The sequence below is a fragment of the Streptomyces griseochromogenes genome, assembly GCF_001542625.1.
In the GTDB taxonomy this organism is placed as follows: domain Bacteria; phylum Actinomycetota; class Actinomycetes; order Streptomycetales; family Streptomycetaceae; genus Streptomyces; species Streptomyces griseochromogenes.
This window is the reverse complement of record NZ_CP016279.1, coordinates 8,620,700-8,645,377: the sequence shown is the minus strand read 5'-3', so window position 1 is coordinate 8,645,377 and position 24,678 is coordinate 8,620,700. Positions and strand designations below refer to the sequence as shown.

The window sequence follows — 24,678 nt, the reverse complement described above, 5'->3', positions numbered from 1 at the left end:
CCATTCTTTGAACTGACTGGTCAGTGCAAAAATACGCCCGAACCTACGAGCGAGGCAAAGGCGCAGGTCAGAACGGATTGTCAGTGCCATACCGCACGATGGGCACATACGGCATCCGTGCTGTCACCCAGACGACAGGAGGTTCGTCATGGCCAGCTCGTCCGCAGCCGCCGCCCACCGGCGCCGCGCCACCGGCCCTGCCCCCTCACTGACCGGCCCGGCGAGCGACGTGCACCCCGTGCTCCGCCGGGCCACGGCCCCGCCCGCCGCCCTCGAACTGCTCGCCCAGGCCCGGGCCGGCCTCGAAGAGGCCACCGTCCTGGAAACACCCAACGAGCGCTACGCGACCGCTCACCTCGCCGCCCTGCGCACCGCCGCCGCCGTCCTCGCCGCCCGGGGCCGGCCCGAGACCTCCCCGCGCCGCCGCGCCCGCATCCGCAGCGCCTGGGAGGTGCTCCCCGAGATCGCCCCCGAACTGACCGAGTGGAGCGCGCTCTTCGCCTCCGGCGCCGCCCGCCGCGCCCGCGCCGAGGCCGGCATCCACGGTGCGGCCGGCCGGCGGGACGCCGACGACCTGATACGCGACGTGGCGATGTTCCTGCGGATCGTCGAGCGCATGCTGGTGCTCCAGCCCGTGCTGCCCCAGCCCCGCCAGGACACCGGCGAGCACACCGCCCCGGGTGCCCGCGGCGACCTCCCGGACGCGGGCTGACCACGAACGGTCCGCCGTGCGAGACGGCCGGGGCCGTAGCCCGGCGGGTGGCCGGGCACGGCCCCGGAGGCAATAGGGTGGAGGGCGCTGAAGCCTTCCTCCCTCCCGCACCCGGGCCGGGGAGGCACCCCGTTCGCGCCGCCGGGCAACAGGCGGTGCCGCGCCGAGGAGTCAACTGCAGTGCCGGACCCGATGCGACCCCGCGCCTCCCTCCGTACCGCCGTGGTCTGGGAGGTCCTCCAGGACGCCCTCGACCGCCGGGTCAAGGCCACGGGACGGGACTCGCTGGACGTGCTCGACACCGGGGGCGGCAGCGGCAACTTCGCCGTGCCCGTCGCCCGCCTCGGCCACCGCGTCACCGTCGTCGACCCCAGCCCGAACGCGCTGTTCGCGCTGGAGCGCCGCGCCGCCGAGGCCGGCGTCGCCGACCGGGTCAAGGGCGTCCAGGGCGACGCCCACGGCCTGTTCGACGTGGTCGAGCGCGGTGGCTACGACGCCGTGCTGTGCCACGGCGTCCTGGAGTACGTCGACGACCCCGCCGAGAGTGTCCGCAACGCGGTGGCCGCCCTGCGTTCCGAGGGCGTCCTCAGCCTGCTCGCCGCGGGTCTCGGCGGCGCCGTCCTCGCCCGGGCGCTCGCCGGTCACTTCAAGGAGGCCAAGCAGGCCCTGGAGGACCCGCAGGGCCGTTGGGGCGCCGGGGACCCGATGCCGCGCCGCTTCACCGCCGAGCAGCTCACCGCGCTGGTCGAGGGCGCGGGCCTGAAGATCGGTGCCGTGCACGGCGTACGCGTCTTCGCCGACCTCGTGCCCGGCGTCCTGGTGGACACCGAGCCCGGCGCCTTCGACGCCCTGCTGAAGCTGGAGGCCGCCGCGGCCGAGTTGGCGGCGTTCCACTCCGTCGCCACCCAGCTCCATGTGCTCGGTGAGACGCCGGGTGCCGCGGGGGCCTGAGTGCCTCGGCGGCGCCCGCCGCTGATCAGGCGCTCGGCAGCAGATGGAGTACGCCACAAGACGCCCGATCGAGCGGTTTGCGCCGTATGATCGAGGTATACCGTCCGGCATGACGGGTCGGCCGCCGGGGAATGGAAGCCTCAGCGAGCCGGGCCGGTCATGGCGGAATCCGGTTGGCCAATTGGCGTAGAGGGGCGGGTTTCACGGGGGCGATTCCCTGCCTATCCTGAAGGGACCCCCGGGTCGCCCCGGCGACTGCACGATGAGGAGGACTCCGTGCCGCTCTCGGAGCACGAGCAGCGCATGCTCGAGCAAATGGAGCGAGCGCTGTACGCCGAAGATCCCAAGTTCGCGTCGGCGCTTGAGGGAAGTGGGCTGCGGACGTACACCCGGCGGCGGGTCTACCAGGCGGCTGCGGGCTTCCTCGTGGGTATCGCGCTCCTCATGGCCGGAATGGTCGCACAGCAGATCTGGGTGAGCGTGGTGGGCTTCCTCGTCATGCTGGGCTGTGCCGTGCTCGCCGTCACGGGCTGGCGGAAGGCCCCGAAGCCGGGTGAGCAGCCTGCCGGTGCGCCGCGCCGCCAGGTTCGGCAGAAGCGCTCCATGATGGACCGGATCGAGCAGCGCTGGCAGCGCCGTCGGGACGAGCAGCAGGGACACTAGCCCAAGCGGCAGACATCAGTGAGGGGTGACCACCAGCCGGTGGTCACCCCTCACGCGTACCCGCCTCTCAGCCCTGCTGCCCCGAAGTCCTGCGCAGCGTCGGCCGGGCCGCCGACGCGCGTGTCCTGAGCGCCGCCCACCAGGCCGACACCGCCCACAGCACCCGCGCGGCCGAGCGCGGCGCGATCCGTGCCCGCAGCCGGGTGCGCCCGCTCACCGTGCCGTTCAACGCGGCGATCACCCGGCGCACGTCCTCGGCCAGGCCCGCCACCGGGCGCGGCCGGGGCGCGTAGAGCACCTGCTCCACCGCGTCGGCCACCCGGTGCACCGCGGCGGCGGCCGTCGCGTCGAGGTGGCTCAGCAGGACGATCCGGGCCGCCGCCCTGCGCGGGGTCTGTGACTCGTCCGGCAGGATGCCGACGTCCCAGGCGCTGTCGGTCAGCTCCTGCCAGGCCGCCAGCGTGTGTGCCGCCGCGCCCTCATCGGTCCGCGCGTGCGCGCCGAGCCGCAGGGCCCGCAGGCGCGCCCGCCACAGCAGGGGCGACAGCGGAACCGCCAGGACGGCCAGGGCACCGAGCCCGACCAGCGCGTACCACAGCCAGCTCCGGTCGTCGCCACCACCGCTGTGCGTGGCCGCCGCCGCGGAGGGGCTGTCGCACGCGTCGAGCTTGTGCAGCCGGGCCGTGCAGCTGTCGCTCGGCGAGGGGGCCGCCGAGGGCGCCGTGGACGAGTTGTGGGACGGCAGGGACTCGTTCGGCAACGAACTGCCGGGCGTGTCCGACTGGGTGTACGACGGTGTGGTGCCCCGGGTCGGGGTCGGCTCGAAGCGGGTCCAGCCAACGCCCTCGAAGTACAGCTCGGGCCAGGCGTGCGCGTCCTTCAGGGTCACCGAGACCGTGCCGTCCGCCTGCGGGGTGCCGGGCGCGAAGCCCACCGCCACCCGGGCCGGGATGCCGAGCGTGCGGGCCATCGCCGCCATCGCGAAGGAGAAGTGGACGCAGAAACCCTGCTTCTTCTTCAGGAAGTTCGCGATGGCGTCCGGGCCGTGGCCGATCTCCACCTGGGTGTCGTACTGGAATCCACCGGTCACGGCGAAGTAGTCCTGGAGCTTGACCGCCTCGTCGTAGTGGCTGGCCGCACCCGCGGTGATCTCCTTGGCGGTCCGGGCCACCACCTTCGGCAGCCCGGACGGCACCTTGGTGTACTCACGCTTCAGGGCCGCCGGCGGCTGCGGCGCGTCGGACAGTTGCCCGGCCGTCGGCTGCACGTCCAGGCTGGTCACCTGGTAGGTCTCGCCGCGTGTGTTCTGGCCGTGGTCGCCGACGAGCGTCATGCCGACCGGTTCGTAACGCCAGTTGCCGTCGATCCGCACCTTGGACGGCGGGTACGGCATCGGCAGCCAGTCCTGCGCGTACCAGTCCGCGGCCGTGATCGTCGACCTCACGGCGGTGCGCCTGACGTCCGCGCCCAGGCCGGCCGGAGTCGGGAAGAGGCCGGGCACGCCGATGATGTGACGCTGGGACGGCTTCCAGGTCGTGCCGTCGAAGTCGTCGAGGGACACGATCCGCAGGTACATGTCCGAGAGATCGTTGGCGCTGGTCCTCACGGACAGCACCTGTCGGTCGTTGTCCACGTTCAGGCTGTCGCGCAGCGACACCAGCGGGTTGACCGCGGAGATCGTGCCGCCGCTCCCGTGGCCCGGCCCGGCACCCGCCCCGGCGGCGTCCAGCAGGCCGCCCTGCATCGCCGGCAGGGCGAGCGGCACCACCAGGGCGACGCCGAGGGCGACCGCGCCGATCCGGCGCCCGGAGCGCACCGGGGCCACCGCGCCGCCTTCCGGATCGCCCGGGGTGCGGGGCCCGCCGCCGAAGACGCGGCCCCACTGCGCGAGCCGGTCCCGGCTCTCGGCGAGCAGGAGCATCAGATAGCCGGCCGCCGCGACCAGGAACCACAGCCAGTCGGCGGCGCCGTGGGACAGCCCGGCGGCCACCGAGTAGAGCGCGAGCAGCGGCAGACCGGCCGGGGCCGCGCTGCGGAAGGTCACCGCGAGGGCGTCCACCAGCAGGCCGATGCCCAGGACCCCGCCGATCAGCATCAGTTTGATGCCGTCGGTGAGCGGTGCCGGTATCGCGTACTGGCTGACGTCGTTCGAACCCTGCTGGAACAGGTCGTCGAAGTGCCGGAAGGCGTCCGGGCCGGGGACGAGTCCGATGATCGCCTGCTGATGGGCGAAGACCAGGGTCAGCAGCATCAGCGTCACCAAGGCCTGTGCCGCCACGGTCAGCGGCCGTGCCAGCGGCACCCGCCGGGCCGCCGCGCCCACCCCGGTCTGCACGGCGACCAGCAGGACCGCCTGCAGCAGCCACGTGGGCCGGTCGACGAGGGGCAGCAGCGCGCACGAGGCCATCAGCGTGGCCGCGGCGGCGCACAGCGCCAATCGTGCCCGCCCGCTCATCACAGTGCCTCCCCGCTCACGGCGGCCAGGCCCGAGCGTTCCCGGTCCGCCTGCCGCCACAGATCGTTCAGCGAGGCGCCGCGCGGCACGCTCAGCACGGTCCAGCCCGCCTCGCGCAGCATGCGCAGCCGTTCCTCGTGTCTGTCGCCCGGGCCCGGCACGTCGGTCGCCTCGCGCACCCAGGTGTCGGGGTCCAGTACGAAGGCGACCGCGCCGCCGCTGCGCTGGCGCATCTTGGCCACCACCGCGGCCTGCTCCTCGTCGAGATCGCCCAGGAAGGCGACCAGCAGCCCCTCGCTCCCGCCGCGCAGCACGTCGTACGCCCGGGACAGGCCCGTGCCGTCGGAGTGGTCGATCACCGCGAGGGTGTCCATCATCAGCCCGGCCGCGTCCGCCGTCTCCTGCCCGGCGCCCGCGAACCCGTCGGCGCCCTCGCCGGGCACCGAGCTGCCGTTGTCCGTGAGCAGGCGCACCGAGAAGCCCCGTTCGAGCATGTGCACGAGGGCCGAGGCGGTGCCGGAGACGGCCCATTCGAAGGCCGAGTCGGGTCCCGCGCCCTCGTAGGCGATGCCCCGGGTGTCCAGGAGCACCGTGCAGCGCGAGCGCCGCGGCTGCTCCTCACGGCGCACCATCAGCTCGCCGTAGCGCGCCGTGGAGCGCCAGTGGACCCGGCGCAGATCGTCGCCGTAGCGGTACCCGCGCGGGATCACGTCGTCCTCGCCCGCCAGGGCCAGCGAGCGCTGCCGCCCGTCGCCGTACCCCTTGGCCTCGCCGCTGAAGCGGACCGGTGCCAGCGGGTCCACGCGCGGGATGACCGTCAGCGTGTCGAACGTCGAGAAGGACCGGGTCAGTTCGCACATGCCGAACGGGTCGGTCAGCCGCAGCTGCAGCGGCCCCAGCGGATAGCGGCCCCGCAGGTCCGAGCGGACCCGGTAGGACACCTCGCGGCGGCCGCCCGGCTCCATCCGGTCCAGTACGAAGCGGGGCCGGGGCCCGAGGACGTAGGGCACCCGGTCCTGGAGCATCAGCAGGCCCGTGGGCAGCCGGGAGACGTTGTCCATCCGCAGGTGCACCCGGGCCTCGCTGCCGGCGGGTACGCGCGCGGGGGAGAGCCGGCGGCTGCCGGACACCCGGTAGCGGGTGCGGTACAGCACGGTCGCGCAGAGCAGGGGCAGCACGGCCAGCAGCAGGCCGACCCGCAGCAGCTCGCCCTGGCCCAGGACATACGCGCAGATCGCGGCCGCGATGCCGGCCGCCAGGAAGGAACGGCCGCGGGTGGTCAGCCCCGCCAGGGCCGTACGGACACCGCCCGCCTCCCCGCCGTCGGCGCCCTCCCGCCCCGTCCCCCCGATGCTCATCACAGACTCCGCGGGGGCTGCTGCGGATAGGCCGGGATCGACCGCCCCAGACCACCGAAGCCGCTCTGCTGCTGCGGAGCCGCGGGAACCGGCGTGCGCTGCAGGATGTCCAGCACCACCTGCTCGGCCGTACGCCGGTTGAGCTGGGCCTGGGCGGTGGGCAGCAGCCGGTGGGCGAGGATGGCGACGGCGAGGGCCTGGATGTCGTCCGGCAGCGCGTACTCCCGGCCGGCCAGGGCGGCGGCCGCCCTGGCCGCGCGCAGCAGATGCAGCGTCGCGCGCGGGGAGGCGCCGAGTCTGAGGTCGGGGTGGGTGCGGGTGGCCGCGACCAGCTCGACCGCGTAGCGCCGCACCGCCTCCGAGACGTGCACGCCGCGCACCGCCTCGATCAGCTTCACGATCTCGTGCGCGTGCGCCACCGGCTGCAGGTCCTCCAGCGGGGAGACACCGCCGTGTACGTCCAGCATCTGCAGCTCGGCCTCGACGCTCGGGTAGCCGACGGAGACGCGGGCCATGAAGCGGTCGCGCTGGGCCTCGGGCAGCGGATAGGTGCCCTCCATCTCGACCGGGTTCTGGGTGGCCACCACCATGAAGGGACTGGGCAGTTCGTAGGTCTGCCCGTCGATGGTGACCTGGCGCTCCTCCATGGACTCCAGCAGCGCCGACTGGGTCTTGGGCGAGGCGCGGTTGATCTCGTCGCCGATCACGATCTGCGCGAAGATGGCGCCCGGCTTGAACTCGAAGTCCCGGCGCTGCTGGTCCCAGATGGACACACCGGTGATGTCCGAGGGCAGCAGGTCGGGCGTGAACTGGATGCGCCGCACCGAGCAGTCGATGGACCGCGCCAGCGTCTTGGCGAGCATCGTCTTGCCCACCCCGGGGACGTCCTCGATCAAGAGGTGTCCCTCGGCGAGCAGTACGGTCAGCGAAAGCCGTACGACCTCGGGCTTGCCCTCGATCACACCCTCCACCGAACTGCGGACGCGCTCCACAGTGGCGGTCAGATCAGTGAGGCTCGCTCGATCGTCATAGGTCGTCACCCGGCCCTCCTCGGCCCGTTCTTACTCGGGCCGCCGCTCTGCGATGCGAAACCGGCCCACCCCGAAACACGGACACCGCGCGGAAATAGTTCCGTGCGACGCCACACCCGCATTCTTGCTGCCGTTACCGATTCGTGTCACTCGACTGTGGACAACTGCCCGCACGATGTCGGTCTTACGGCCATTTCGACCACCGTTTTCGATGCCGAGCGGCCGAATGCGTGCGTACGGCGGGGTGTTCTGGGCAGGCCGGTGCGCCCGGTCGGGCCGGGCTCAGGCCGGGTCGACCTCGCGCAGCAGGCCGGTGCGCACGTCGAAGACGAAGCCGCGCACGTCGTCGGCGTGGAGCAGGAACGGCGAGGTACGCACCCGCTGCATGGACTGGCGCACGTCCTGGTCGACGTCCCGGAAGGACTCCACCGCCCACGCGGGACGCTGGCCGACCTCCATCTCCAGCTCGGTGCGGAAGTCCTCGGTGAGGGACTCCAGACCACAGCCGGTGTGGTGGATCAGGACGATGCTGCGGGTGCCGAGCTTGCGCTGGCTGATGGTGAGCGAGCGGATGACGTCGTCGGTGACCACGCCGCCCGCGTTGCGGATGGTGTGGCAGTCGCCGAGCTCCAGGCCGAGCGCGGCGTGCAGGTCGAGTCGGGCGTCCATGCAGGCGACCACGGCCACGTGCAGGACGGGACGGGCGTCCATTCCGGGGTCGGTGAAGGCGGTGGCGTACCGCTGATTGGCCTCCACCAGGCGGTCCGTCACGGTGCCGTCGCTGGTTATGGCGCCTTCGGATCCAGTGGGAACTGCTGCGGAAGTCGTCATACTCATGACGTTACTGGTCACCTCCGGCCCTGGCCCGCTGTGAGAGTGGACAAAGAACGTCATCGTGGCTTGTTGTGAGCTAACCCACACGGAGGGCAAACAGGGTCCGCGCAGGTGATTCCGCTCGAATTGCGGCACCCACCGGGATGCGGTACGCGACGCGCAGGCCGGTTGATTGACCGCGCGACACGGTGGACTAAAGTGACGCGAAGCGGGAGGCGTGGCCCTCCCTGCTGGTGAAACCCCCGGAGATCCCGGCACCCGCCCGGACCGTCTCCCCACGTGCGCGGCGCGTACGTACGGCTCGGCCTCCTCCCGCTCCCGGTCGGCTGACGCTTCCGGCGCCGGCAGGCCTCCCCTTCATCGAGCGGGCGGGGACCCGGCGGTGCGTATGGCCCGCCGGAACTGAGAGGCACCTTTGAGCCAGAGTCGACACGTCCCGGTGATGCTCCAGCGGTGCCTGGATCTGCTGGCACCCGCCCTGGAGCGGCCGGGAGCGGTGGTCGTCGACTGCACCCTCGGCCTCGGCGGCCACAGCGAGGCGCTGCTGACCCGGTTCCCCGAGGCGCGGCTGATCGCCCTCGACCGGGACAAGGAGGCGCTGCGGCTGTCCGGCGAGCGGCTCGCCCCCTTCGGCGAGCGCGCCACCCTCGTGCACGCCGTGTACGACGAGCTGCCCGACGTGCTGCGCAGGCTCGGCCTCCCGCGTGTGCAGGGCGTCCTGTTCGACCTCGGCGTCTCCTCCATGCAGCTGGACGAGGCCGACCGCGGCTTCGCCTACGCCCAGGACGCCCCCCTCGACATGCGCATGGACCAGACGACCGGGATCAGCGCGGCCGAGGTCCTCAACACCTATCCGGCGGGCGAGCTGGTACGGATCCTGCGCGCGTACGGCGAGGAGAAGCAGGCCAAGCGGATCGTCTCCGCGATCGTCCGCGAGCGCGAGAAGGAGCCGTTCAGCACCAGCGCGCGGCTCGTCGAGCTGATCAGGGACGCGCTGCCGCAGGCCGCCAAGCGCACCGGCGGCAACCCGGCCAAGCGCACCTTCCAGGCGCTGCGCATCGAGGTCAACGGCGAGCTGTCCGTCCTGGAGCGGGCGATCCCGGCCGCCGTGAAGTCCCTCGCCGTCGGCGGACGCGTCGCCGTGCTGTCGTACCACTCTCTTGAGGACCGGCTGGTCAAGCACGTGTTCGCGGCCGGCGCCGCGTCCACCGCCCCGCCCGGCCTGCCGGTCGTGCCCGAGCGCTACCAGCCACGGCTCAAGCTGCTCACGCGCGGTGCCGAACTTCCCACCGAGGAAGAGGTCGCCGAGAACCGCCGGGCCGCTCCGGCCCGGCTGCGTGGCGCCGAGCGCATCAGAGAGGACGCCGAGTGAGCGAATCGGGTCGGTTGGGTTTCCGAACCCACCGGAGGGCCGGTGGCACCGGATCGACTGTGCTGGCGGAGGGCCAGTGAGCAGGAAACCCAGACTGAGGGGGAGGGCCGCCCGGCTGGCCCGGCTCTTTCCGGCGGGCCGGGCCCGCGCGGCCCGCACCCCGTTCGTCCTCCTCGTCGTCCTGCTGCTCGGCGGTGGCCTGATCGGACTGCTGGTACTGAACTCCGCGCTCAGCGAAGGCTCGTTCAAACTCGACGCCCTGCAGAAGCGGACCAAGAACCTCACCGACGAGGAGCAGGCCCTCCAGCGGGACATCGACGCCTACTCGTCCCCCGACGCCCTCCAGCGCCGTGCCCGCCAGCTCGGCATGGTGCCCGGCGGCGACCCGGCCTTCCTCGGCCCCGACGGCACCGTGAAGGGCGTACCGGGTGTCGCGAGCCCCCAGCCCGCCACCTTCAGCGTCCCGGTCGCACCCGAGGTGATCCAGCCCGCCACCGGCCCCTCCCCGGCCCCGTCGGCCGCGCCGTCCCAGCCCCTCGTGACGCCCACCCCCTCGGCCCCGGCCCCGGTGACCACCCCGACGGCAGAGGCGGTGGCGCCGCTCTCCACCCTCCAGCCCGCGCCCACCCCGACCCCCGGCAGGTGACGCAAGTGTCCGACAGGGAACCGCCCCGGCGCCGTGTGCCCGGCCCCGCGAAGCCTCCCCGGCCGCGGGGCGCGGTCCGGCGGCAGCCCGGGCCCGGTGCCCGTCCGGTCCGCAGGCCGAGCGGTGCCCGGCCCATGCCCCCGCCGCCCATCCGGCTGGGCAGGCCCCGCCCCCGGCTGCGCCTGGTCGGCCTCGCGCTCACGCTGGTGATGCTCGCCTTCGTCGTACGGCTGCTCCAGGTCCAGGCCGTCGACGCCAGCGCGTACGCCGCCAAGGCCGAACAGAACCGGTACGTCGTGCACACCATCGCCGCCGACCGCGGCGGGATCACCGACCGCAACGGCGTGGCCCTCGCGATCAGCGAGAACGCGTACGACATCACGGCCGACCCGACGATGTTCGCCGTCAAGCAGCTCAAGATCGACGACGGCCCCGAGCAGGCGGCCGCACTGCTCGCACCGATCCTCAACCAGGACCAGGCCACGATCGTCAAGAAGCTCAGGCCCGAGAACAAGCTGTCGCGCTACACCCGGCTCGCCACCCGCCAGACCCCGCAGGTCTGGAAGCAGATCAGGGACCTGAAGGCCGCGCTCGCCAAGAAGGCCGGGACCGACAAGAACACGGCCAACGTGCTCGCCGGCGTCTTCGCCGATCCGAGCAGCCAGCGTGTGTACCCCAACGGCGACCTCGCCGCCGGGGTGCTGGGCTGGGTCAACGCCGACGGCCGGGGCGGCGGCGGCATCGAGCAGGAGCTGAACAAGCAGCTGTCCGGCAAGGACGGCAAGATCCGCTACGCCCAGTCCGGCGGCCGCGAGGTGCCCACCGTGGGATCGACGGAGACCCCCGCCGTGCCGGGCTCCGACGCGGAACTCACCATCGACCGCGACATCCAGTGGGCCGCCCAGAACGCCATCACCCAGCAGGTGAGGAAGTCCAGGGCGGACCGCGGCTACGTCATCGTCCAGGACACCCGCACCGGCGAGATCCTGGCCATGGCCAACTCGCCCGGCTTCGACCCGAACGACCTCGCGAAGGCCGACGGCGAGGCCATGGGCAACGCGGCCGTCCAGGACGCCTACGAGCCCGGCTCGACCGCCAAGGTGATGTCCATGGCGGCGGTGCTGGAGGAGAACGCGGCCACCCCGCTCACCCACGTCGTCGTGCCGAACCGGCTGCACCGCGGCGACCGGCTCTTCCAGGACGACGTCGACCACGACACCTGGTACCTCACGCTCAACGGCGTGCTCGCCAAGTCCAGCAACATCGGCACCATCCTCGCCACCGGCCAGCTGGGCAGGACCCAGCAGGAGGCCAACAAGGCCCTGTACTCGTATCTGCGCAAGTTCGGCATCGGCACGTCCACCGGGCTCGGCTTCCCCGGCGAGACCCGGGGCATCCTCGCGCCCTCCGGCAAGTGGTCGACGTCGCAGCAGTACACGATTCCTTTCGGCCAGGGCTTCTCCCTCAGTGCCATGCAGGCCGCCTCCGTGTACTCCACGATCGCCAACGGCGGGGTCCGTATCGAGCCGACCCTGGTGCGTGGCACCGAGGGCGCCGACGGGCGCTTCACCCCCGCCCCGCAGCCCAAGAAGACCCGTGTGGTCAGCGAGAAGACCGCCGCGACGCTCGCCCAGATGCTGGAGTCCGTCGTGGACGACGAGCAGGGCACCGGCATCAGGGCCCGCATTCCCGGGTACCGGGTCGCGGGCAAGACCGGCACCGCCAACCGCGTGGATCCGGCCACCGGCAGGTATCGCGGCTACACCTCGTCGTTCGCCGGATTCGCACCCGCGGACAACCCGCGGATCACGGTCTACTGCGCGATCCAGAACGCCACCTCCGGCAGCTACTACGGCGGCCAGATCTGTGGCCCCATCTACAAGCAGGTGATGGAGTTCGCCCTGAAGACCCTCCAGGTACCGCCGACCGGGGCGAAGGCCGCGAACCTGCCCGTCACCTACAAGCCCTGATCAGCACCCCGAAGGATCCAGGAACGAACTCGTGACAACGATCACCCCCGACCCCGGGAACCAGGGCACCCCGCGCCCCTCACTTCGCTCCGGAGCGGGTGCGCCCGGTACGCTCACCGCCGTGCCACACGCTGATCAGTCCCAAACCACCCAGAAGGGCGCTTCCGTGACATATCCGGGACCGCCGCGACCGGTCCACGTCTCTGCCACACCCCTCGCGGAACTGGCCGGTCAGCTGGGTACCGCCGCTCCGGTCGGCGCCGCCGGGATCACCGGGATCACCCACGACTCGCGCGCCGTCCGCCCCGGCGACCTGTACGCCGCCCTCCCGGGTGCCCGCCTGCACGGCGCCGACTTCGTCACCCAGGCCGCCGGCCTTGGCGCGGCCGCCGTGCTGACCGACCCGTCGGGCGCCGAGCGCGCCGCCGCGACCGGACTGCCGGTCCTGGTCGTGGACGACCCGCGCGCGCGGATGGGCGAACTGGCGGCGACGATCTACGGCCGCCCCGGCGACGACCTGCTCCAGATCGGCATCACCGGCACCTCCGGCAAGACCACCACGGCGTACCTGATCGAGGGCGGACTGAAGACCGCCCGCGCCACCGGACTCATCGGCACCGTCGAGATGCGCATCGGCGAGGAGCGCATCAAGTCCGAGCGCACCACCCCCGAGGCCACCGATCTGCAGGCCCTGTTCGCCGTCATGCGTGAACGCGGCGTCGAGGCGGTCGCCATGGAGGTCTCCAGCCACGCCCTGGTGCTCGGCCGGGTCGACGGCTGCGTCTTCGACATCGCCGTGTTCACCAACCTCAGCCCGGAACACATGGAGTTCCACTCCGACATGGAGGACTACTACCGGGCCAAGGCGCAGCTGTTCACGCCGGAACGCAGCAGGCTCGGTGTGATCAACGCCGACGACGAGTACGGCCGCCGGCTCGCCGAGGAGGCCACCGTCCCGGTCGTCACCTTCTCCGCCGAGGGCCACCCGGACGCCGACTGGCGCGCCGAGGACGTCCAGGTCGGCCCCATGGACTCGACGTTCACCGTCGTCGGCCCCGAGGGCGAGCGCGTCCACGCCAGGTCGCCGCTGCCGGGCCCCTTCAACGTGGCGAACACCCTCGCCGCCGTCGTCGCCCTCGCCGCGGCCGGCCTCGACCCGCAGGCCGCCGCCGACGGCGTGGCCGCCGTACCCGGTGTCCCCGGCCGTCTGGAGCGCGTGGACGCCGGGCAGCCCTACCTCGCGGTCGTCGACTACGCCCACAAGACCGACGCCGTCGAGTCGGTGCTCAAGGCGCTGCGCAAGGTCACCAAGGGCCGGCTGCACGTCGTCCTCGGCTGCGGCGGCGACCGCGACCAGACCAAGCGCGCCCCGATGGGCGCCGCCGCGGCCCGGCTCTCCGACACGGCCGTACTGACCTCCGACAACCCCCGCTCCGAGGACCCCCTGGCGATCCTCGCGACGATGCTCCAGGGCGCGGCCTCCGTGCCCGCGCACGAGCGCGGCGAGGTGCTCCTCTTCGAGGAGCGGGCCGCCGCGATCGCCGCCGCCGTGGGCCGCGCCGCCCCCGGCGACACGGTGCTGGTCGCGGGCAAGGGCCACGAACAGGGCCAGGACATCGCCGGCGTGGTCCGTCCCTTCGACGACCGCCAGGTGCTTCGCGAAGCTATCCAGAAGACCCAGGGATGAACTTGTGATCGCCCTCTCCCTCGCCGAGATCGCAGCAGTCGTCGGCGGGCAGACGCACGACATACCGGATCCGTCCGTCCAGGTCACGGGGCCGGTGGTCCGGGACTCCCGAGAGGTGGTGCCCGGCACCCTGTTCGCCGCGTTCGTCGGTGAGCGCGTGGACGGCCACGACTTCGCGCAGGCTGTCGTCCAGGCGGGCGCGGTCGCCCTGCTGGCGTCGCGTCCCGTCGGCCTGCCCGCGATCGTCGTGGACGACGTCACCAAGGCGCTGGGCGCCCTCGCGCGCCACGTCGTGGCGAAGGCGGGCGCGACCCTCGTCGCGCTCACCGGATCCGCCGGCAAGACGAGCACCAAGGACCTCATCGCCCAGGTGCTGAACAGCAAGGCGCCCACGATCTGGCCGGAGGGGAATCTCAACAACGAGATCGGCCTTCCGCTGACCGCGCTCCGGGTCGCGCACGACACGCGGTACCTCGTGCTGGAGATGGGCGCGCGCTACATCGGCGACATCCGCTACCTCACCAGCCTCACGCCGCCGAAGATCGGCCTCGTCCTCAACGTCGGCACCGCCCACATCGGCGAGTTCGGCGGGCGCGAGCAGATCGCCCAGGCGAAGGGCGAGATCATCGAAGGGCTGCCCGAGGACGGATCCGCGATCCTCAACGCCGACGACCCGCTGGTCCGGGCCATGGCTCCCCGTACCAAGGCGAAGGTGGTCCTTTTCGGAGAGTCGGCCGAAGCGGACGTTCGCGCCGAGAACGTGCGACTCACGGACAGTGGACAGCCCGCCTTCAGACTTCGCACACCCTCCGGTGCAAGCGATGTGACCATGCGCCTGTACGGTGAGCACCACGTGTCGAACGCGCTCGCCGCGGCCGCCGTCGCCCATGAGCTGGGCATGTCCGCAGACGAGATCGCCCTCGCGCTCTCCGAGGCGGGCTCCCTCTCCCGCTGGCGCATGGAGGTCACCGAGCGACCGGACGGCGTGACCATCGTCAACGACGCCTACAACGCCAACCCCGAGTCCATGCGGGCCGCCCTCAGGGCGCTCGCGGCCATGGGCCAGGGGCGCCGCACGTGGGCGGTGCTCGGCAAGATGGCCGAGCTGGGGGACGAGGCGCTCGCCGAGCACGACGCCGTCGGACGGCTCGCCGTCCGGCTCAACGTCAGCAAGCTCGTCGCGGTCGGGGGGACTGAGGCCTCCTGGCTGCAACTGGGCGCATATAACGAGGGTTCGTGGGGTGAGGAGTCGGTGCACGTGTCCGACGCACAGGCGGCGGTCGACCTGTTGCGCAGCGAGCTGCGCCCAGGGGACGTCGTACTCGTGAAGGCGTCCCGTTCGGTGGGGCTCGAGAGCGTCGCGCAGGCGCTGACCGAGACCGGCGCCGAGGGTGAGGTTGCCGCCCGATGATGAACCAGATCCTGTTCTCGGGAGTCATCGGCCTCTTTCTGACGCTGGTCGGCACCCCGCTGCTGATCAAGCTGCTCGCCCGCAAGGGCTACGGCCAGTACATCCGTGACGACGGCCCGCGCGAGCACGCCAGCAAGCGCGGTACGCCGACCATGGGTGGTATCGCCTTCATCCTGGCGACGGTCGCCGCCTACTTCCTCAGCAAGGTGATCACCGGCAAGCCGCCGACCTTCTCCGGGCTGCTGGTGCTCGGGCTGATGGTCGGCATGGGCCTGGTCGGCTTCCTGGACGACTACATCAAGATCGTCAAGCGGCGTTCGCTGGGTCTGCGGGCCAAGGCGAAGATGGCCGGCCAGCTGATCGTCGGCATCTCCTTCGCCGTGCTGTCGCTGATGTTCTCCGACGCGCGCGGCAACACCCCGGCCTCCACCAAGCTGTCGTTCATCACGGACTTCGGCTGGTCGATCGGCCCGGTGCTGTTCGTGATCTGGGCGCTGTTCATGATCCTCGCGATGTCGAACGGCGTGAACCTCACCGACGGTCTGGACGGCCTGGCCACCGGCGCCTCCGTGCTCGTCTTCGGCGCCTACACGTTCATCGGCGTCTGGCAGTTCCAGGAGTCCTGCGCCAACGCGGGCACCCTGACCAACCCCCACGCCTGCTACGAGGTGCGCGACCCGCTCGACCTCGCCGTGGTCGCCTCCGCGCTGATGGGCGCCTGCCTGGGCTTCCTGTGGTGGAACACCTCGCCGGCGAAGATCTTCATGGGCGACACCGGCTCGCTCGCCCTCGGCGGCGTCCTCACCGGCCTGGCCATCCTCTCCCGCACGGAGCTGCTGGTGGCCATCATGGGCGGCCTGTTCGTCCTCATCACCATGTCGGTCGTCATCCAGGTCGGCTCCTTCCGGCTCACCGGAAAGCGCGTCTTCCGCATGGCGCCACTGCAGCATCACTTCGAACTCAAGGGCTGGTCCGAGGTCCTGGTGGTGGTCCGGTTCTGGATCATCCAGGGCATCTGTGTAATTGTCGGACTGGGCCTCTTCTATGCAGGATGGGCAGCGGAAAAGTGACCTCCTCGGTGCCTTCGGGATCTTCTGAGTTCCAGGGCAAGCACGTCACCGTCGCCGGGCTCGGTGTCTCGGGCGTCCCGGCGGCCAAGGTGCTGCACGCGCGCGGGGCGATCGTCACGGTCGTCAACGACGGCGACGACGCACGCGCGCGTGAGCAGGCCGCGGAGCTGGAGGCGCTCGGCATCACCGTGCGCCTCGGCGACGGGGCGACCCTGCCGGAAGGCACCGAGCTGATCGTCACCGCGCCCGGCTGGAAGCCCGACAAGCCGCTGTTCCTCGCGGCTGCCGAGGCGGGCGTACCCGTCTGGGGCGACGTGGAGCTGGCCTGGCGCCTGCGGGGTCCGGACGCGGCCCCCTGGCTGGCCGTGACGGGCACCAACGGCAAGACCACCACCGTGCAGATGCTGGCGTCGATCCTGAAGGCCGCGGGCCTCAGGACGGCCGCCGTCGGCAACATCGGCGTCTCCCTGCTGGATGCGGTCCTCGGCGAGGAGACGTACGACGTCCTCGCCGTGGAGCTGTCCAGCTACCAACTGCACTGGGCGCCCTCGCTGCGCGCCCAGTCCGCGGCCGTGCTCAACCTCGCCCCGGACCACCTGGACTGGCACGGCTCGATGGAGGCCTACGCCGCCGACAAGGGCCGGATCTACGAGGGCAACCGGGTCGCCTGCGTCTACAACGTGGCCGACAAGCTCACCGAGGACCTGGTGCGCGAGGCCGACGTCGAAGAGGGCTGCCGGGCCATCGGGTTCACCCTCGGCACCCCGGGCCCCTCCCAACTCGGTGTCGTGGACGGCATCCTGGTCGACCGGGCCTTCGTCGAGAACCGGCAGAAGAACGCGCAGGAGCTGGCCGAGGTCTCCGACGTCAACCCGCCGGTCCCGCACAACATCGCCAACGCCCTTGCCGCCGCGGCCCTCGCGCGCGCCTTCGGGGTGCCCGCCACGGCCGTACGTGACGGCCTGCGGGCCTTCAGGCCCGACGCCCACCGCATCGCGCACGTCGCCGATCTGGACGGGGTGGCGTACGTGGACGACTCGAAGGCGACCAACACGCACGCCGCGGAAGCCTCGTTGGTGTCATATGAGTCGATTGTATGGATTGCGGGCGGTCTGGCGAAGGGTGCGAGCTTCGACGAGCTGGTCGCCAAGTCGGCAAAACGACTTCGCGGCGTCGTCCTGCTCGGCGCCGATCGCGCCCTGATCCGCGACGCCCTTGCGCGACACGCCCCGGAGGTACCCGTCGTCGACCTCGACCGGACCGACACTGGGGCGATGCTCCAGGCGGTGACGGAGGCGAAGCGGCTAGCGTCTGAGGGTGACACGGTGCTCCTCGCCCCCGCCTGCGCCTCCATGGACATGTTCACCAACTACAACCAGCGCGGTGACGCGTTCGCGGCGGCGGTCCGCGAACTCGACGCCTGACCCCGGCCGCCCGCCGGGGCGGATCTTGGGAGGGACGCGTGGGACGGCCGACGTTCAGTGGAGGCGTTGATGCCCGGTAGCCGCACCGGCGGGCCGCCCGTGCAGCGGGCGTCCGGACGTACCGCCGCACCCCGGCCGTCGCGCGAGAGCGCCCTGCTGCGGCTCTATCTGCGCGCGCGCAAGGCCTGGGACCGCCCGCTGACCGCCTACTACCTGATCCTCGGCGGCAGCGTGCTGATCACCGTGCTGGGCCTGGTGATGGTCTACTCGGCCTCCCAGATCACCGCGCTGCAGCTCTCGCTGCCGGGGTCGTACTTCTTCCGCAAGCAGTTCCTGGCGGCGGCCATCGGCGGCGCCCTGCTGCTCGTCGCCTCCCGTATGCCGGTGAAGCTGCACCGGGCGCTCGCCTACCCGATCCTCGCCGGCGCCGTCTTCCTGATGGCCCTGGTGCAGGTGCCCGGGATAGGGATGGCGGTCAACGGCAACCAGAACTGGATCTCCCTCGGCGGCTCCTTCCAGATCCAGCCCAGTGAGTTCGGCAAGCTCGCCCTGGTGCTGTGGGGCGCCGACCTGATCGCCCGCAAGCAGGAGAAGAAGCTGCTGACCCAGTGGAAGCACATGCTGGTGCCGCTGGTCCCGGTGGCCTTCCTGCTGCTCGGGCTGATCATGCTGGGCGGCGACATGGGCACCGCGATCATCCTGACCGCGATCCTGTTCGGCCTGCTCTGGCTCGCGGGGGCGCCCACCCGGCTGTTCGCCGGGGTGCTGTCGATCGCCGGCGGGATCGGGGTGATCCTCATCAAGACCAGCCCCAACCGGATGGCCCGCCTCGCCTGCATCGGCGCCACCGAGCCCAGGTCCGGGGTGGCCGACTGCTGGCAGGCCGTGCACGGCATCTACGCCCTCGCCTCCGGCGGACTCTTCGGTTCGGGCCTCGGCGCAAGTGTGGAAAAATGGGGGCAACTCCCCGAAGCCCACACCGACTTCATCTTCGCCGTCACCGGTGAGGAACTGGGCCTGGCGGGGACGCTGTCGGTGCTCGCCCTCTTCGCGGCTCTAGGCTATGCGGGTATCCGCGTGGCCGGACGCACGGAGGACCCCTTCGTCAGGTATGCCGCGGGAGGTGTGACCACCTGGATCATCGCTCAGGCCGTGATCAACATCGGTGCGGTGCTCGGCCTGCTGCCGATCGCCGGAGTCCCCCTCCCGCTGTTCTCCTACGGAGGATCCGCCCTGCTGCCGACCATGTTCGCCATCGGGCTGCTGATCGCCTTTGCACGCGACGACCCCGCTGCGCGGGCGGCGCTTGCGATGCGGCAACCTCGCTTTGGTAGAAAGCGGGCGGGAGGCCCCGGTGTCGAGCGGGGGCCTCGGAGATGGAACACGATGCGACGGCGTGCCTCCGCGGCGCGCTCGTCCGGAGAGCGGTGAATTTCGGTGCATGTCGTACTCGCTGGTGGGGGGACCGCCGGCCACATCGAGCCCGCGCTCGCCCTCGCGGACGCCCTGCGCAGGCAGGACCCGACCGTGGGGATCACGGCCCTGGGCACGGAGCGGGGTCTTGAGACCCGGCTCGTTCCGGAGCGCGGCTATGAGCTGGCGCTGATTCCCGCGGTGCCGCTGCCCCGCAAGCCCACGCCCGAGCTGATCACCGTCCCGGGCCGGCTGCGCGGCACGATCAAGGCCGCCGAGCAGATCCTGGAGCGGACCAAGGCCGACGCCGTGGTCGGCTTCGGCGGCTACGTCGCGCTGCCCGGCTACCTGGCCGCCAAGCGCCTCGGTGTGCCCATCGTGATCCACGAAGCCAACGCGCGGCCCGGCCTGGCCAACAAGATCGGCTCGCGGTACGCGGCCCGGGTCGCCGTCTCCACCCCGGACAGCAAGCTGCGCGACGCCCGCTACATCGGCATCCCGCTGCGCCGCTCCATCGCCACCCTGGACCGCGCCGCAGTCCGCCCCGAGGCCCGCGCCCGCTTCGGCCTCGACCCGAACCTGCCCACGCTGCTCGTCTCCGGCGGTTCCCAGGGCGCCCGGCGCCTGAACGAGGTCGTCCAGCAGGTCGCTCCGTGGCTCCAGCAGGCCGGCATCCAGATCCTGCACGCGGTCGGCCCGAAGAACGAACTGCCGCAGGTGCACCAGATGCCGGGAATGCCCCCCTATATCCCGGTAAGTTATCTGGACCGGATGGATCTCGCGTACGCCGCGGCCGACATGATGCTCTGCCGCGCGGGCGCGATGACCGTCGCCGAACTCTCCGCCGTCGGACTCCCGGCCGCCTATGTCCCGCTGCCCATCGGCAACGGCGAACAGCGGCTGAACGCCCAGCCGGTGGTCAAGGCCGGCGGCGGGCTCCTCGTCGACGACGCGGAACTCACGCCCGAGTGGGTGCAGCAGAACGTCCTGCCCGTGCTCGCCGACCCGCACCGGCTGTACGAGATGTCCCGCTCCGCCGGTGAGTTCGGCCGCCGGGACGCCGACGAGCTGCTCGTCGGCATGGTGTACGAGGCCATCGCCTCGCGCCGATAGGACCATATGACGAAAGGGCTGTGAGCGTGGCCGGACCGACGACCGCCGAGCGCGGTGACCGCCAGCAGGAGTCGTCCGGCCCGCCGCCCGCACGAAGGTCGAGGAAGGCTCGCCTTCGTGTGATCGTCATCCTGGCGGTCGCCCTCGTGGTCCTCGGCGGTGGCTCCGTCTGGGTGTTGTACGGCTCCCAGTGGCTGCGCGTGGACCGTGTCTCGGTCTCCGGGACCCTCGTCCTGACGCCCGCCGAGGTCCGCGAGGTCGCCTCCGTACCGCTCGGAGAGCCGCTGATTTCCGTCAACACGGGCGCCATCGAAGCCCGGCTTCGCCGGAAATTGCCCCGAATTGACACGGTGGATGTCGTCCGTGTCTGGCCTGATGGAATCGGCCTGAAAGTGACCGAGCGGACCCCGGTGCTACTTGTCCGGAAAGCCGGGAATTTCGTTGAAGTCGACCATGAAGGTGTCCGTTTCGCCACGGTTTCACAGGCGCCGAAAGGCGTTCCGCTGCTGGAATTGACCGCCTCCCGGAAGGGCTCCGGTGCCGCCAGCTTCCGGCGTTTCGGCACCGACCGGCTGGTGCGCGAGGCGGTCCGGGTCGGCGGCGACCTGCCGTCCGCGGTCGCCCGGGGGACCCGGACCGTCCAAGTCCGTTCCTTTGACGACATCTCGCTGGAGTTGGGCGACGGCCGGACGGTGGCCTGGGGCAGCAGCGAGAGCGGCCGCGCCAAGGCGCGGGCCCTCACGGCTCTCATGAAAGCGGCCCCCCGCGCGCGGCACTTCGACATCAGTGTCCCCACCGCCCCTGCGTCATCCGGGAGTTGACGCACATCAGCGCAGGCCAGCACCCTGGTTGGGCACTGCTACGGCTGATCACATAGGGTGAAAAGAAAAACGGGAGGTTCGGCGTGTTCGTTGAACGGGCGCCACTTGTCGACTTAGTGTCCTGTTCAGAAGACTCCAGGGAACAGACACACTGGTAACCCTAAACTTCAGGGTTAGGGTTCGGGTCGGCGTTCGGACCGTCCCATTCGGCATCCGTCGTCCCGGCGCGGGGCACCGCCCGGCGGCGACAACGTAATTCGAGGCGAGAGGCCTTCGACGTGGCAGCACCGCAGAACTACCTCGCAGTCATCAAGGTCATCGGTGTCGGCGGCGGTGGTGTCAATGCCATCAACCGGATGATCGAGGTCGGTCTCAAGGGTGTCGAGTTCATCGCCATCAACACCGACGCACAGGCGCTGTTGATGAGCGACGCCGATGTCAAACTCGACGTCGGCCGTGAACTCACCCGCGGACTCGGCGCCGGAGCCAACCCGGCCGTCGGCCGCAAGGCCGCCGAGGACCACCGCGAGGAGATCGAGGAGGTCCTCAAGGGGGCCGACATGGTCTTCGTGACGGCCGGTGAAGGCGGCGGCACCGGCACCGGCGGGGCACCCGTCGTGGCCAACATCGCGCGCTCGCTGGGCGCCCTCACCATCGGCGTGGTCACGCGCCCGTTCACCTTCGAGGGACGGCGCCGCGCGAACCAGGCCGAGGACGGCATCGCCGAGCTGCGCGAAGAGGTCGACACCCTCATCGTCATCCCGAACGACCGGCTGCTGTCCATCTCGGACCGCCAGGTCTCGGTCCTCGACGCCTTCAAGTCGGCCGACCAGGTCCTGCTCTCCGGTGTCCAGGGCATCACCGACCTCATCACCACCCCCGGCCTGATCAACCTCGACTTCGCCGACGTCAAGTCGGTCATGTCCGAGGCCGGTTCCGCCCTCATGGGCATCGGCTCGGCCCGCGGCGACGACCGCGCGGTGGCCGCGGCCGAGATGGCGATCTCCTCGCCGCTCCTGGAGGCCTCCATCGACGGCGCCCGGGGCGTGCTGCTCTCCATCTCCGGCGGCTCCGACCTCGGTCTGTTCGAGATCAACGAGGCCGCTCAGCTGGTCAGCGAGGCCGCCCACCCCGAGGCCAACATCATCTTCGGTGCGGTCATCGACGACGCCCTCGGCGACGAGGTCCGGGTCACCGTGATCGCGGCCGGCTTCGACGGTGGTCAGCCGCCGGCCCGCCGGGACAACGTCCTCGGCTCGTCCTCCACTTCGGCCCCGGCCCGGCGTGAAGAGCCCGCTCCGGTCAGGCAGCCGGAGAGCCGCCCGTCCTTCGGCTCGCTCGGCAGCGTGACCCCGAAGGAGGAGCCGGAGCCGGCGCCCGAGCCGGTGCCCGACATCCCGGTCGCCCCGCCGGTCACACCGGCGCCGCGGACCTACACGGACAGCGCGGCCGAGGAGCTGGACGTGCCGGACTTCCTGAAGTGATAGGACAGCGCGAGAGCGCGGGCGGCGCGCACTTCGCCTTCACCGACCGGTGGGGCGGGGTGAGCGCCGCTCCGTATGAGGAGCTCAACCTCGGCGGAGCGGTCGGGGACGATGCCGGCTCGGTACGGGCCAATCGCGAGCTGGTGGCGACGTCACTCGGTCTGGGCGCCGGTTCGGTCGTCTGGATGAATCAGGTGCACGGCGCCGATGTGACCGTCGTGGACGCCCCTTGGGGTATGGGGAGGCCCGTCCCGGAGGTCGACGCGATCGTCACCGCCCGCCGCGGACTCGCACTCGCCGTGCTCACCGCCGACTGTGTGCCCGTCCTGCTGGCCGACCCCGTCGCCGGGGTGGTGGCCGCGGCCCACGCCGGGCGGCCCGGCATGGTGAAGGGGGTCGTCCCCGCCGCCGTACGGGCCATGGTCGAACTCGGTGCCGAGCCGGGCCGGATCGTCGCCCGCACCGGACCGGCGGTCTGCGGCCGGTGCTACGAGGTACCGGAGGACATGCGCGCCGAGGTGGCCGCCGTCGAGCCGACGGCGCACGCCGAGACGAGCTGGGGCACGCCCGCGGTCGATGTGAGCGCGGGCGTGGACGCGCAGCTCGACCGGCTCGGGGTGCGCGACCGGGCGCACTCGCCGGTGTGCACGCTGGAATCGGGCGACCACTTCTCGTACCGCAGGGACCGCACCACGGGGCGGCTCGCGGGTTACGTCTGGCTGGACTGATGGGGCATGACGGACCGTAAGACCGAACTCGCCGGAAATCTGGCGAAAGTGGAACAGCGCATCACCGCCGCGTGTGCGGCGGCCGGGCGGGGGCGGGAGGAGGTGACCCTGATCGTGGTCACCAAGACCTACCCGGCGAGCGATGTGCGGATTCTGTCGGAACTCGGTGTGCGTCACGTCGCCGAGAACCGCGACCAGGACGCCGCCCCGAAGGCCGCCGCCTGTGCGGATCTGCCCCTTGAATGGCACTTTGTCGGTCAATTGCAGACCAATAAGGTGCGTTCCGTGGTCGGTTACGCGGATGTCGTGCAGTCGGTGGACCGCGCCCGGCTCGTCACGGCCCTGTCGAAGGAGGCCCTGGGGGTGGAGCGCGAGGTGGGATGCCTCATCCAGGTCGCGCTCGACGCCGGTGAACGCGAGCGGGGCGAGCGTGGCGGCGTCGCGCCCGGCGGAATCGAAGAGTTGGCCGACCTGGTGGCCCGGGCTCCGGGTCTGCGGCTGGACGGTCTGATGACCGTCGCTCCGCTCACCGGGGAGTACGCGGGGCGCGAACAGGCGGCTTTCGGGCGCCTCATGGATTTGTCGACTGACCTGCGCCGGGCCCATCCGACTGCAACCATGGTGTCGGCAGGGATGAGTGCGGACCTCGAACAGGCCGTGGCCGCCGGAGCGACACATGTGCGCGTCGGCACTGCGGTACTCGGAGTCCGCCCCAGGCTCGGGTAACGTCGCCAAGAAGTCGGACCACAGCAGAAAATATGGTCAGTGCCTGCGAAGGCGGGCACAACGACCGCGTGGATCGCGGGCAATTGGCAGTCGTCAGTCGATCCACCACAGAGCGGAGGACTCAGAGCATGGCCGGCGCGATGCGCAAGATGGCGGTCTACCTCGGCCTCGTGGAGGACGATGGGTACGACGGCCGCGGATTCGACCCCGACGACGATTTCGAACCCGAGCTGGACCCGGAGCCCGAGCGGGACCACCGACGGCATGAATCGTCACACCAGTCGCACAGCGCACATCAGTCCCAAAGGGACGAAGAGGTGCGAATCGTGCAACCGCCGGCGCCGCGCGAACCGGTGGCCCGTTCGACTTCGCTCGCTGCGGAATCCGGGCGTCCGGCGCGCATCGCGCCCGTGGCATCCATCACACAAGAACGACAGTCCCTCGAGAAGAACGCACCGGTGATCATGCCCAAGGTTGTGTCCGAACGAGAGCCGTACCGGATCACCACGCTTCACCCGCGGACCTACAACGAGGCCCGTACCATCGGGGAACACTTCCGTGAGGGCACCCCGGTGATCATGAATCTGACTGAGATGGATGACACAGATGCGAAGCGACTTGTCGACTTTGCGGCCGGTTTGGTGTTTGGTCTTCACGGCAGCATCGAGCGGGTGACGCAGAAGGTGTTTCTGTTGTCTCCTGCTAACGTCGATGTCACGGCGGAGGACAAGGCCCGCATCGCAGAGGGCGGGTTCTTCAACCAGAGCTGAGACGTACCACCGGTAGGAAGCACGGAAACAGGGGAGAGG

21 protein-coding genes are annotated in these 24,678 nt (G+C 71.2%); 17 read left to right on the top strand and 4 right to left on the bottom strand.

The window, feature by feature from the left end:
- The first annotated feature begins 148 nt into the window (after positions 1-148).
- From AVL59_RS37490 to AVL59_RS37480, 3 genes are all read left to right on the top strand, one after another.
- Entirely contained in the window at positions 149-712 is a 564-nt protein-coding gene (locus AVL59_RS37490) for an SAV_6107 family HEPN domain-containing protein (protein ID WP_067313561.1), read from the top strand.
- Positions 713-892: 180 nt separating this feature from the next.
- Positions 893-1,663: a methyltransferase gene (locus AVL59_RS37485; protein WP_067313559.1), complete on the top strand. Its 771-nt coding sequence runs from the start codon at positions 893-895 to the stop codon at positions 1,661-1,663.
- Positions 1,664-1,939: 276 nt separating this feature from the next.
- Positions 1,940-2,326 (top strand): DUF3040 domain-containing protein, encoded by a 387-nt coding sequence (locus tag AVL59_RS37480; protein WP_067313558.1) that lies wholly within the window; start codon positions 1,940-1,942, stop codon positions 2,324-2,326.
- A gap of 67 nt (positions 2,327-2,393) precedes the next feature.
- On the opposite strand, the gene AVL59_RS37475 is transcribed toward AVL59_RS37480, so the two are convergent.
- The 4 genes from AVL59_RS37475 to AVL59_RS37460 form a co-directional block, all read right to left on the bottom strand.
- The gene (locus AVL59_RS37475; RefSeq protein WP_067313556.1) at positions 2,394-4,781 is read right to left on the bottom strand and encodes a transglutaminase TgpA family protein; all 2,388 of its coding nucleotides are present in this window, start codon (positions 4,779-4,781) and stop codon (positions 2,394-2,396) included.
- Positions 4,781-6,139 carry a DUF58 domain-containing protein gene (locus tag AVL59_RS37470; RefSeq protein ID WP_067313554.1) on the bottom strand — a complete coding sequence of 453 codons (1,359 nt, stop codon included), beginning with the start codon at positions 6,137-6,139 and terminating at the stop codon, positions 4,781-4,783. The genes AVL59_RS37475 and AVL59_RS37470 overlap by 1 nt, the downstream gene beginning before the upstream one ends.
- On the bottom strand, positions 6,139-7,179 hold the full coding sequence (locus tag AVL59_RS37465) for an AAA family ATPase (protein ID WP_067313553.1): 1,041 nt from the start codon (positions 7,177-7,179) through the stop codon (positions 6,139-6,141). The genes AVL59_RS37470 and AVL59_RS37465 overlap by 1 nt, the downstream gene beginning before the upstream one ends.
- Positions 7,180-7,452: 273 nt before the next feature.
- Positions 7,453-8,001, bottom strand: coding sequence for a beta-class carbonic anhydrase (locus tag AVL59_RS37460; RefSeq protein ID WP_079147181.1), 549 nt, complete (start codon positions 7,999-8,001; stop codon positions 7,453-7,455).
- Between the two features lie 418 nt (positions 8,002-8,419).
- Between AVL59_RS37460 and rsmH the strand changes: the two genes are divergently transcribed.
- The 14 genes from rsmH (at position 8,420) to AVL59_RS37390 (ending at position 24,639) form a co-directional block, all read left to right on the top strand.
- Entirely contained in the window at positions 8,420-9,376 is a 957-nt protein-coding gene (gene rsmH, locus AVL59_RS37455; RefSeq protein WP_079147180.1) for a 16S rRNA (cytosine(1402)-N(4))-methyltransferase RsmH, read from the top strand.
- A 76-nt stretch (positions 9,377-9,452) separates the two neighbouring features.
- Complete coding sequence (ftsL, locus tag AVL59_RS37450; RefSeq protein WP_067313547.1) at positions 9,453-10,022, top strand: cell division protein FtsL; 570 nt, start codon at positions 9,453-9,455, stop codon at positions 10,020-10,022.
- 5 nt (positions 10,023-10,027) lie between these two features.
- Positions 10,028-11,992, top strand: coding sequence for a peptidoglycan D,D-transpeptidase FtsI family protein (locus tag AVL59_RS37445; RefSeq protein ID WP_067313546.1), 1,965 nt, complete (start codon positions 10,028-10,030; stop codon positions 11,990-11,992).
- Positions 11,993-12,023: 31 nt separating this feature from the next.
- Positions 12,024-13,679 (top strand): UDP-N-acetylmuramoyl-L-alanyl-D-glutamate--2,6-diaminopimelate ligase, encoded by a 1,656-nt coding sequence (locus AVL59_RS37440; RefSeq protein WP_208870508.1) that lies wholly within the window; start codon positions 12,024-12,026, stop codon positions 13,677-13,679.
- A 4-nt stretch (positions 13,680-13,683) separates the two neighbouring features.
- Positions 13,684-15,090: a UDP-N-acetylmuramoyl-tripeptide--D-alanyl-D-alanine ligase gene (locus tag AVL59_RS37435; RefSeq protein WP_067313542.1), complete on the top strand. Its 1,407-nt coding sequence runs from the start codon at positions 13,684-13,686 to the stop codon at positions 15,088-15,090.
- Positions 15,087-16,160: a phospho-N-acetylmuramoyl-pentapeptide-transferase gene (gene mraY / locus AVL59_RS37430; RefSeq protein WP_067313541.1), complete on the top strand. Its 1,074-nt coding sequence runs from the start codon at positions 15,087-15,089 to the stop codon at positions 16,158-16,160. Before AVL59_RS37435 ends, mraY begins: the two co-directional genes overlap by 4 nt.
- A complete protein-coding gene (gene murD / locus AVL59_RS37425; RefSeq protein ID WP_208870507.1) occupies positions 16,142-17,584 on the top strand; it encodes a UDP-N-acetylmuramoyl-L-alanine--D-glutamate ligase in 1,443 nt (480 codons plus the stop codon). Before mraY ends, murD begins: the two co-directional genes overlap by 19 nt.
- A gap of 69 nt (positions 17,585-17,653) precedes the next feature.
- Positions 17,654-19,015 carry a putative lipid II flippase FtsW gene (gene ftsW, locus AVL59_RS37420; RefSeq protein WP_067313538.1) on the top strand — a complete coding sequence of 454 codons (1,362 nt, stop codon included), beginning with the start codon at positions 17,654-17,656 and terminating at the stop codon, positions 19,013-19,015.
- A 6-nt stretch (positions 19,016-19,021) separates the two neighbouring features.
- Positions 19,022-20,110 carry an undecaprenyldiphospho-muramoylpentapeptide beta-N-acetylglucosaminyltransferase gene (gene murG, locus AVL59_RS37415; RefSeq protein WP_067313536.1) on the top strand — a complete coding sequence of 363 codons (1,089 nt, stop codon included), beginning with the start codon at positions 19,022-19,024 and terminating at the stop codon, positions 20,108-20,110.
- 26 nt (positions 20,111-20,136) lie between these two features.
- Positions 20,137-20,931 carry a cell division protein FtsQ/DivIB gene (locus AVL59_RS37410; protein WP_067318201.1) on the top strand — a complete coding sequence of 265 codons (795 nt, stop codon included), beginning with the start codon at positions 20,137-20,139 and terminating at the stop codon, positions 20,929-20,931.
- A 278-nt stretch (positions 20,932-21,209) separates the two neighbouring features.
- Positions 21,210-22,415 (top strand): cell division protein FtsZ, encoded by a 1,206-nt coding sequence (ftsZ, locus tag AVL59_RS37405; protein ID WP_067313534.1) that lies wholly within the window; start codon positions 21,210-21,212, stop codon positions 22,413-22,415.
- A complete protein-coding gene (gene pgeF / locus AVL59_RS37400; protein WP_067313532.1) occupies positions 22,412-23,143 on the top strand; it encodes a peptidoglycan editing factor PgeF in 732 nt (243 codons plus the stop codon). The genes ftsZ and pgeF overlap by 4 nt, the downstream gene beginning before the upstream one ends.
- Before the next feature lie 6 nt (positions 23,144-23,149).
- Positions 23,150-23,869, top strand: a complete 720-nt coding sequence (locus tag AVL59_RS37395) for a YggS family pyridoxal phosphate-dependent enzyme (protein ID WP_067313530.1) — start codon at positions 23,150-23,152, stop codon at positions 23,867-23,869.
- A 128-nt stretch (positions 23,870-23,997) separates the two neighbouring features.
- On the top strand, positions 23,998-24,639 hold the full coding sequence (locus AVL59_RS37390; RefSeq protein WP_023551436.1) for a cell division protein SepF: 642 nt from the start codon (positions 23,998-24,000) through the stop codon (positions 24,637-24,639).
- The last annotated feature ends 39 nt before the right edge of the window (positions 24,640-24,678 follow it).

Bases quoted from the DNA above. Each gene is read 5' to 3' on its own strand.
- AVL59_RS37490 (WP_067313561.1), top strand. From the start codon at position 149: ATGGCCAGCTCGTCCGCAGCCGCCGCCCACCGGCGCCGCGCCACCGGC.
- AVL59_RS37475 (WP_067313556.1), bottom strand. From the start codon at position 4,781: ATGAGCGGGCGGGCACGATTGGCGCTGTGCGCCGCCGCGGCCACGCTG.
- AVL59_RS37470 (WP_067313554.1), bottom strand. From the start codon at position 6,139: ATGAGCATCGGGGGGACGGGGCGGGAGGGCGCCGACGGCGGGGAGGCG.
- AVL59_RS37460 (WP_079147181.1), bottom strand. From the start codon at position 8,001: ATGACGACTTCCGCAGCAGTTCCCACTGGATCCGAAGGCGCCATAACC.
- mraY (WP_067313541.1), top strand. From the start codon at position 15,087: ATGATGAACCAGATCCTGTTCTCGGGAGTCATCGGCCTCTTTCTGACG.
- murD (WP_208870507.1), top strand. From the start codon at position 16,142: ATGGGCAGCGGAAAAGTGACCTCCTCGGTGCCTTCGGGATCTTCTGAG.
- ftsW (WP_067313538.1), top strand. From the start codon at position 17,654: ATGCCCGGTAGCCGCACCGGCGGGCCGCCCGTGCAGCGGGCGTCCGGA.
- AVL59_RS37395 (WP_067313530.1), top strand. From the start codon at position 23,150: ATGACGGACCGTAAGACCGAACTCGCCGGAAATCTGGCGAAAGTGGAA.
- AVL59_RS37390 (WP_023551436.1), top strand. From the start codon at position 23,998: ATGGCCGGCGCGATGCGCAAGATGGCGGTCTACCTCGGCCTCGTGGAG.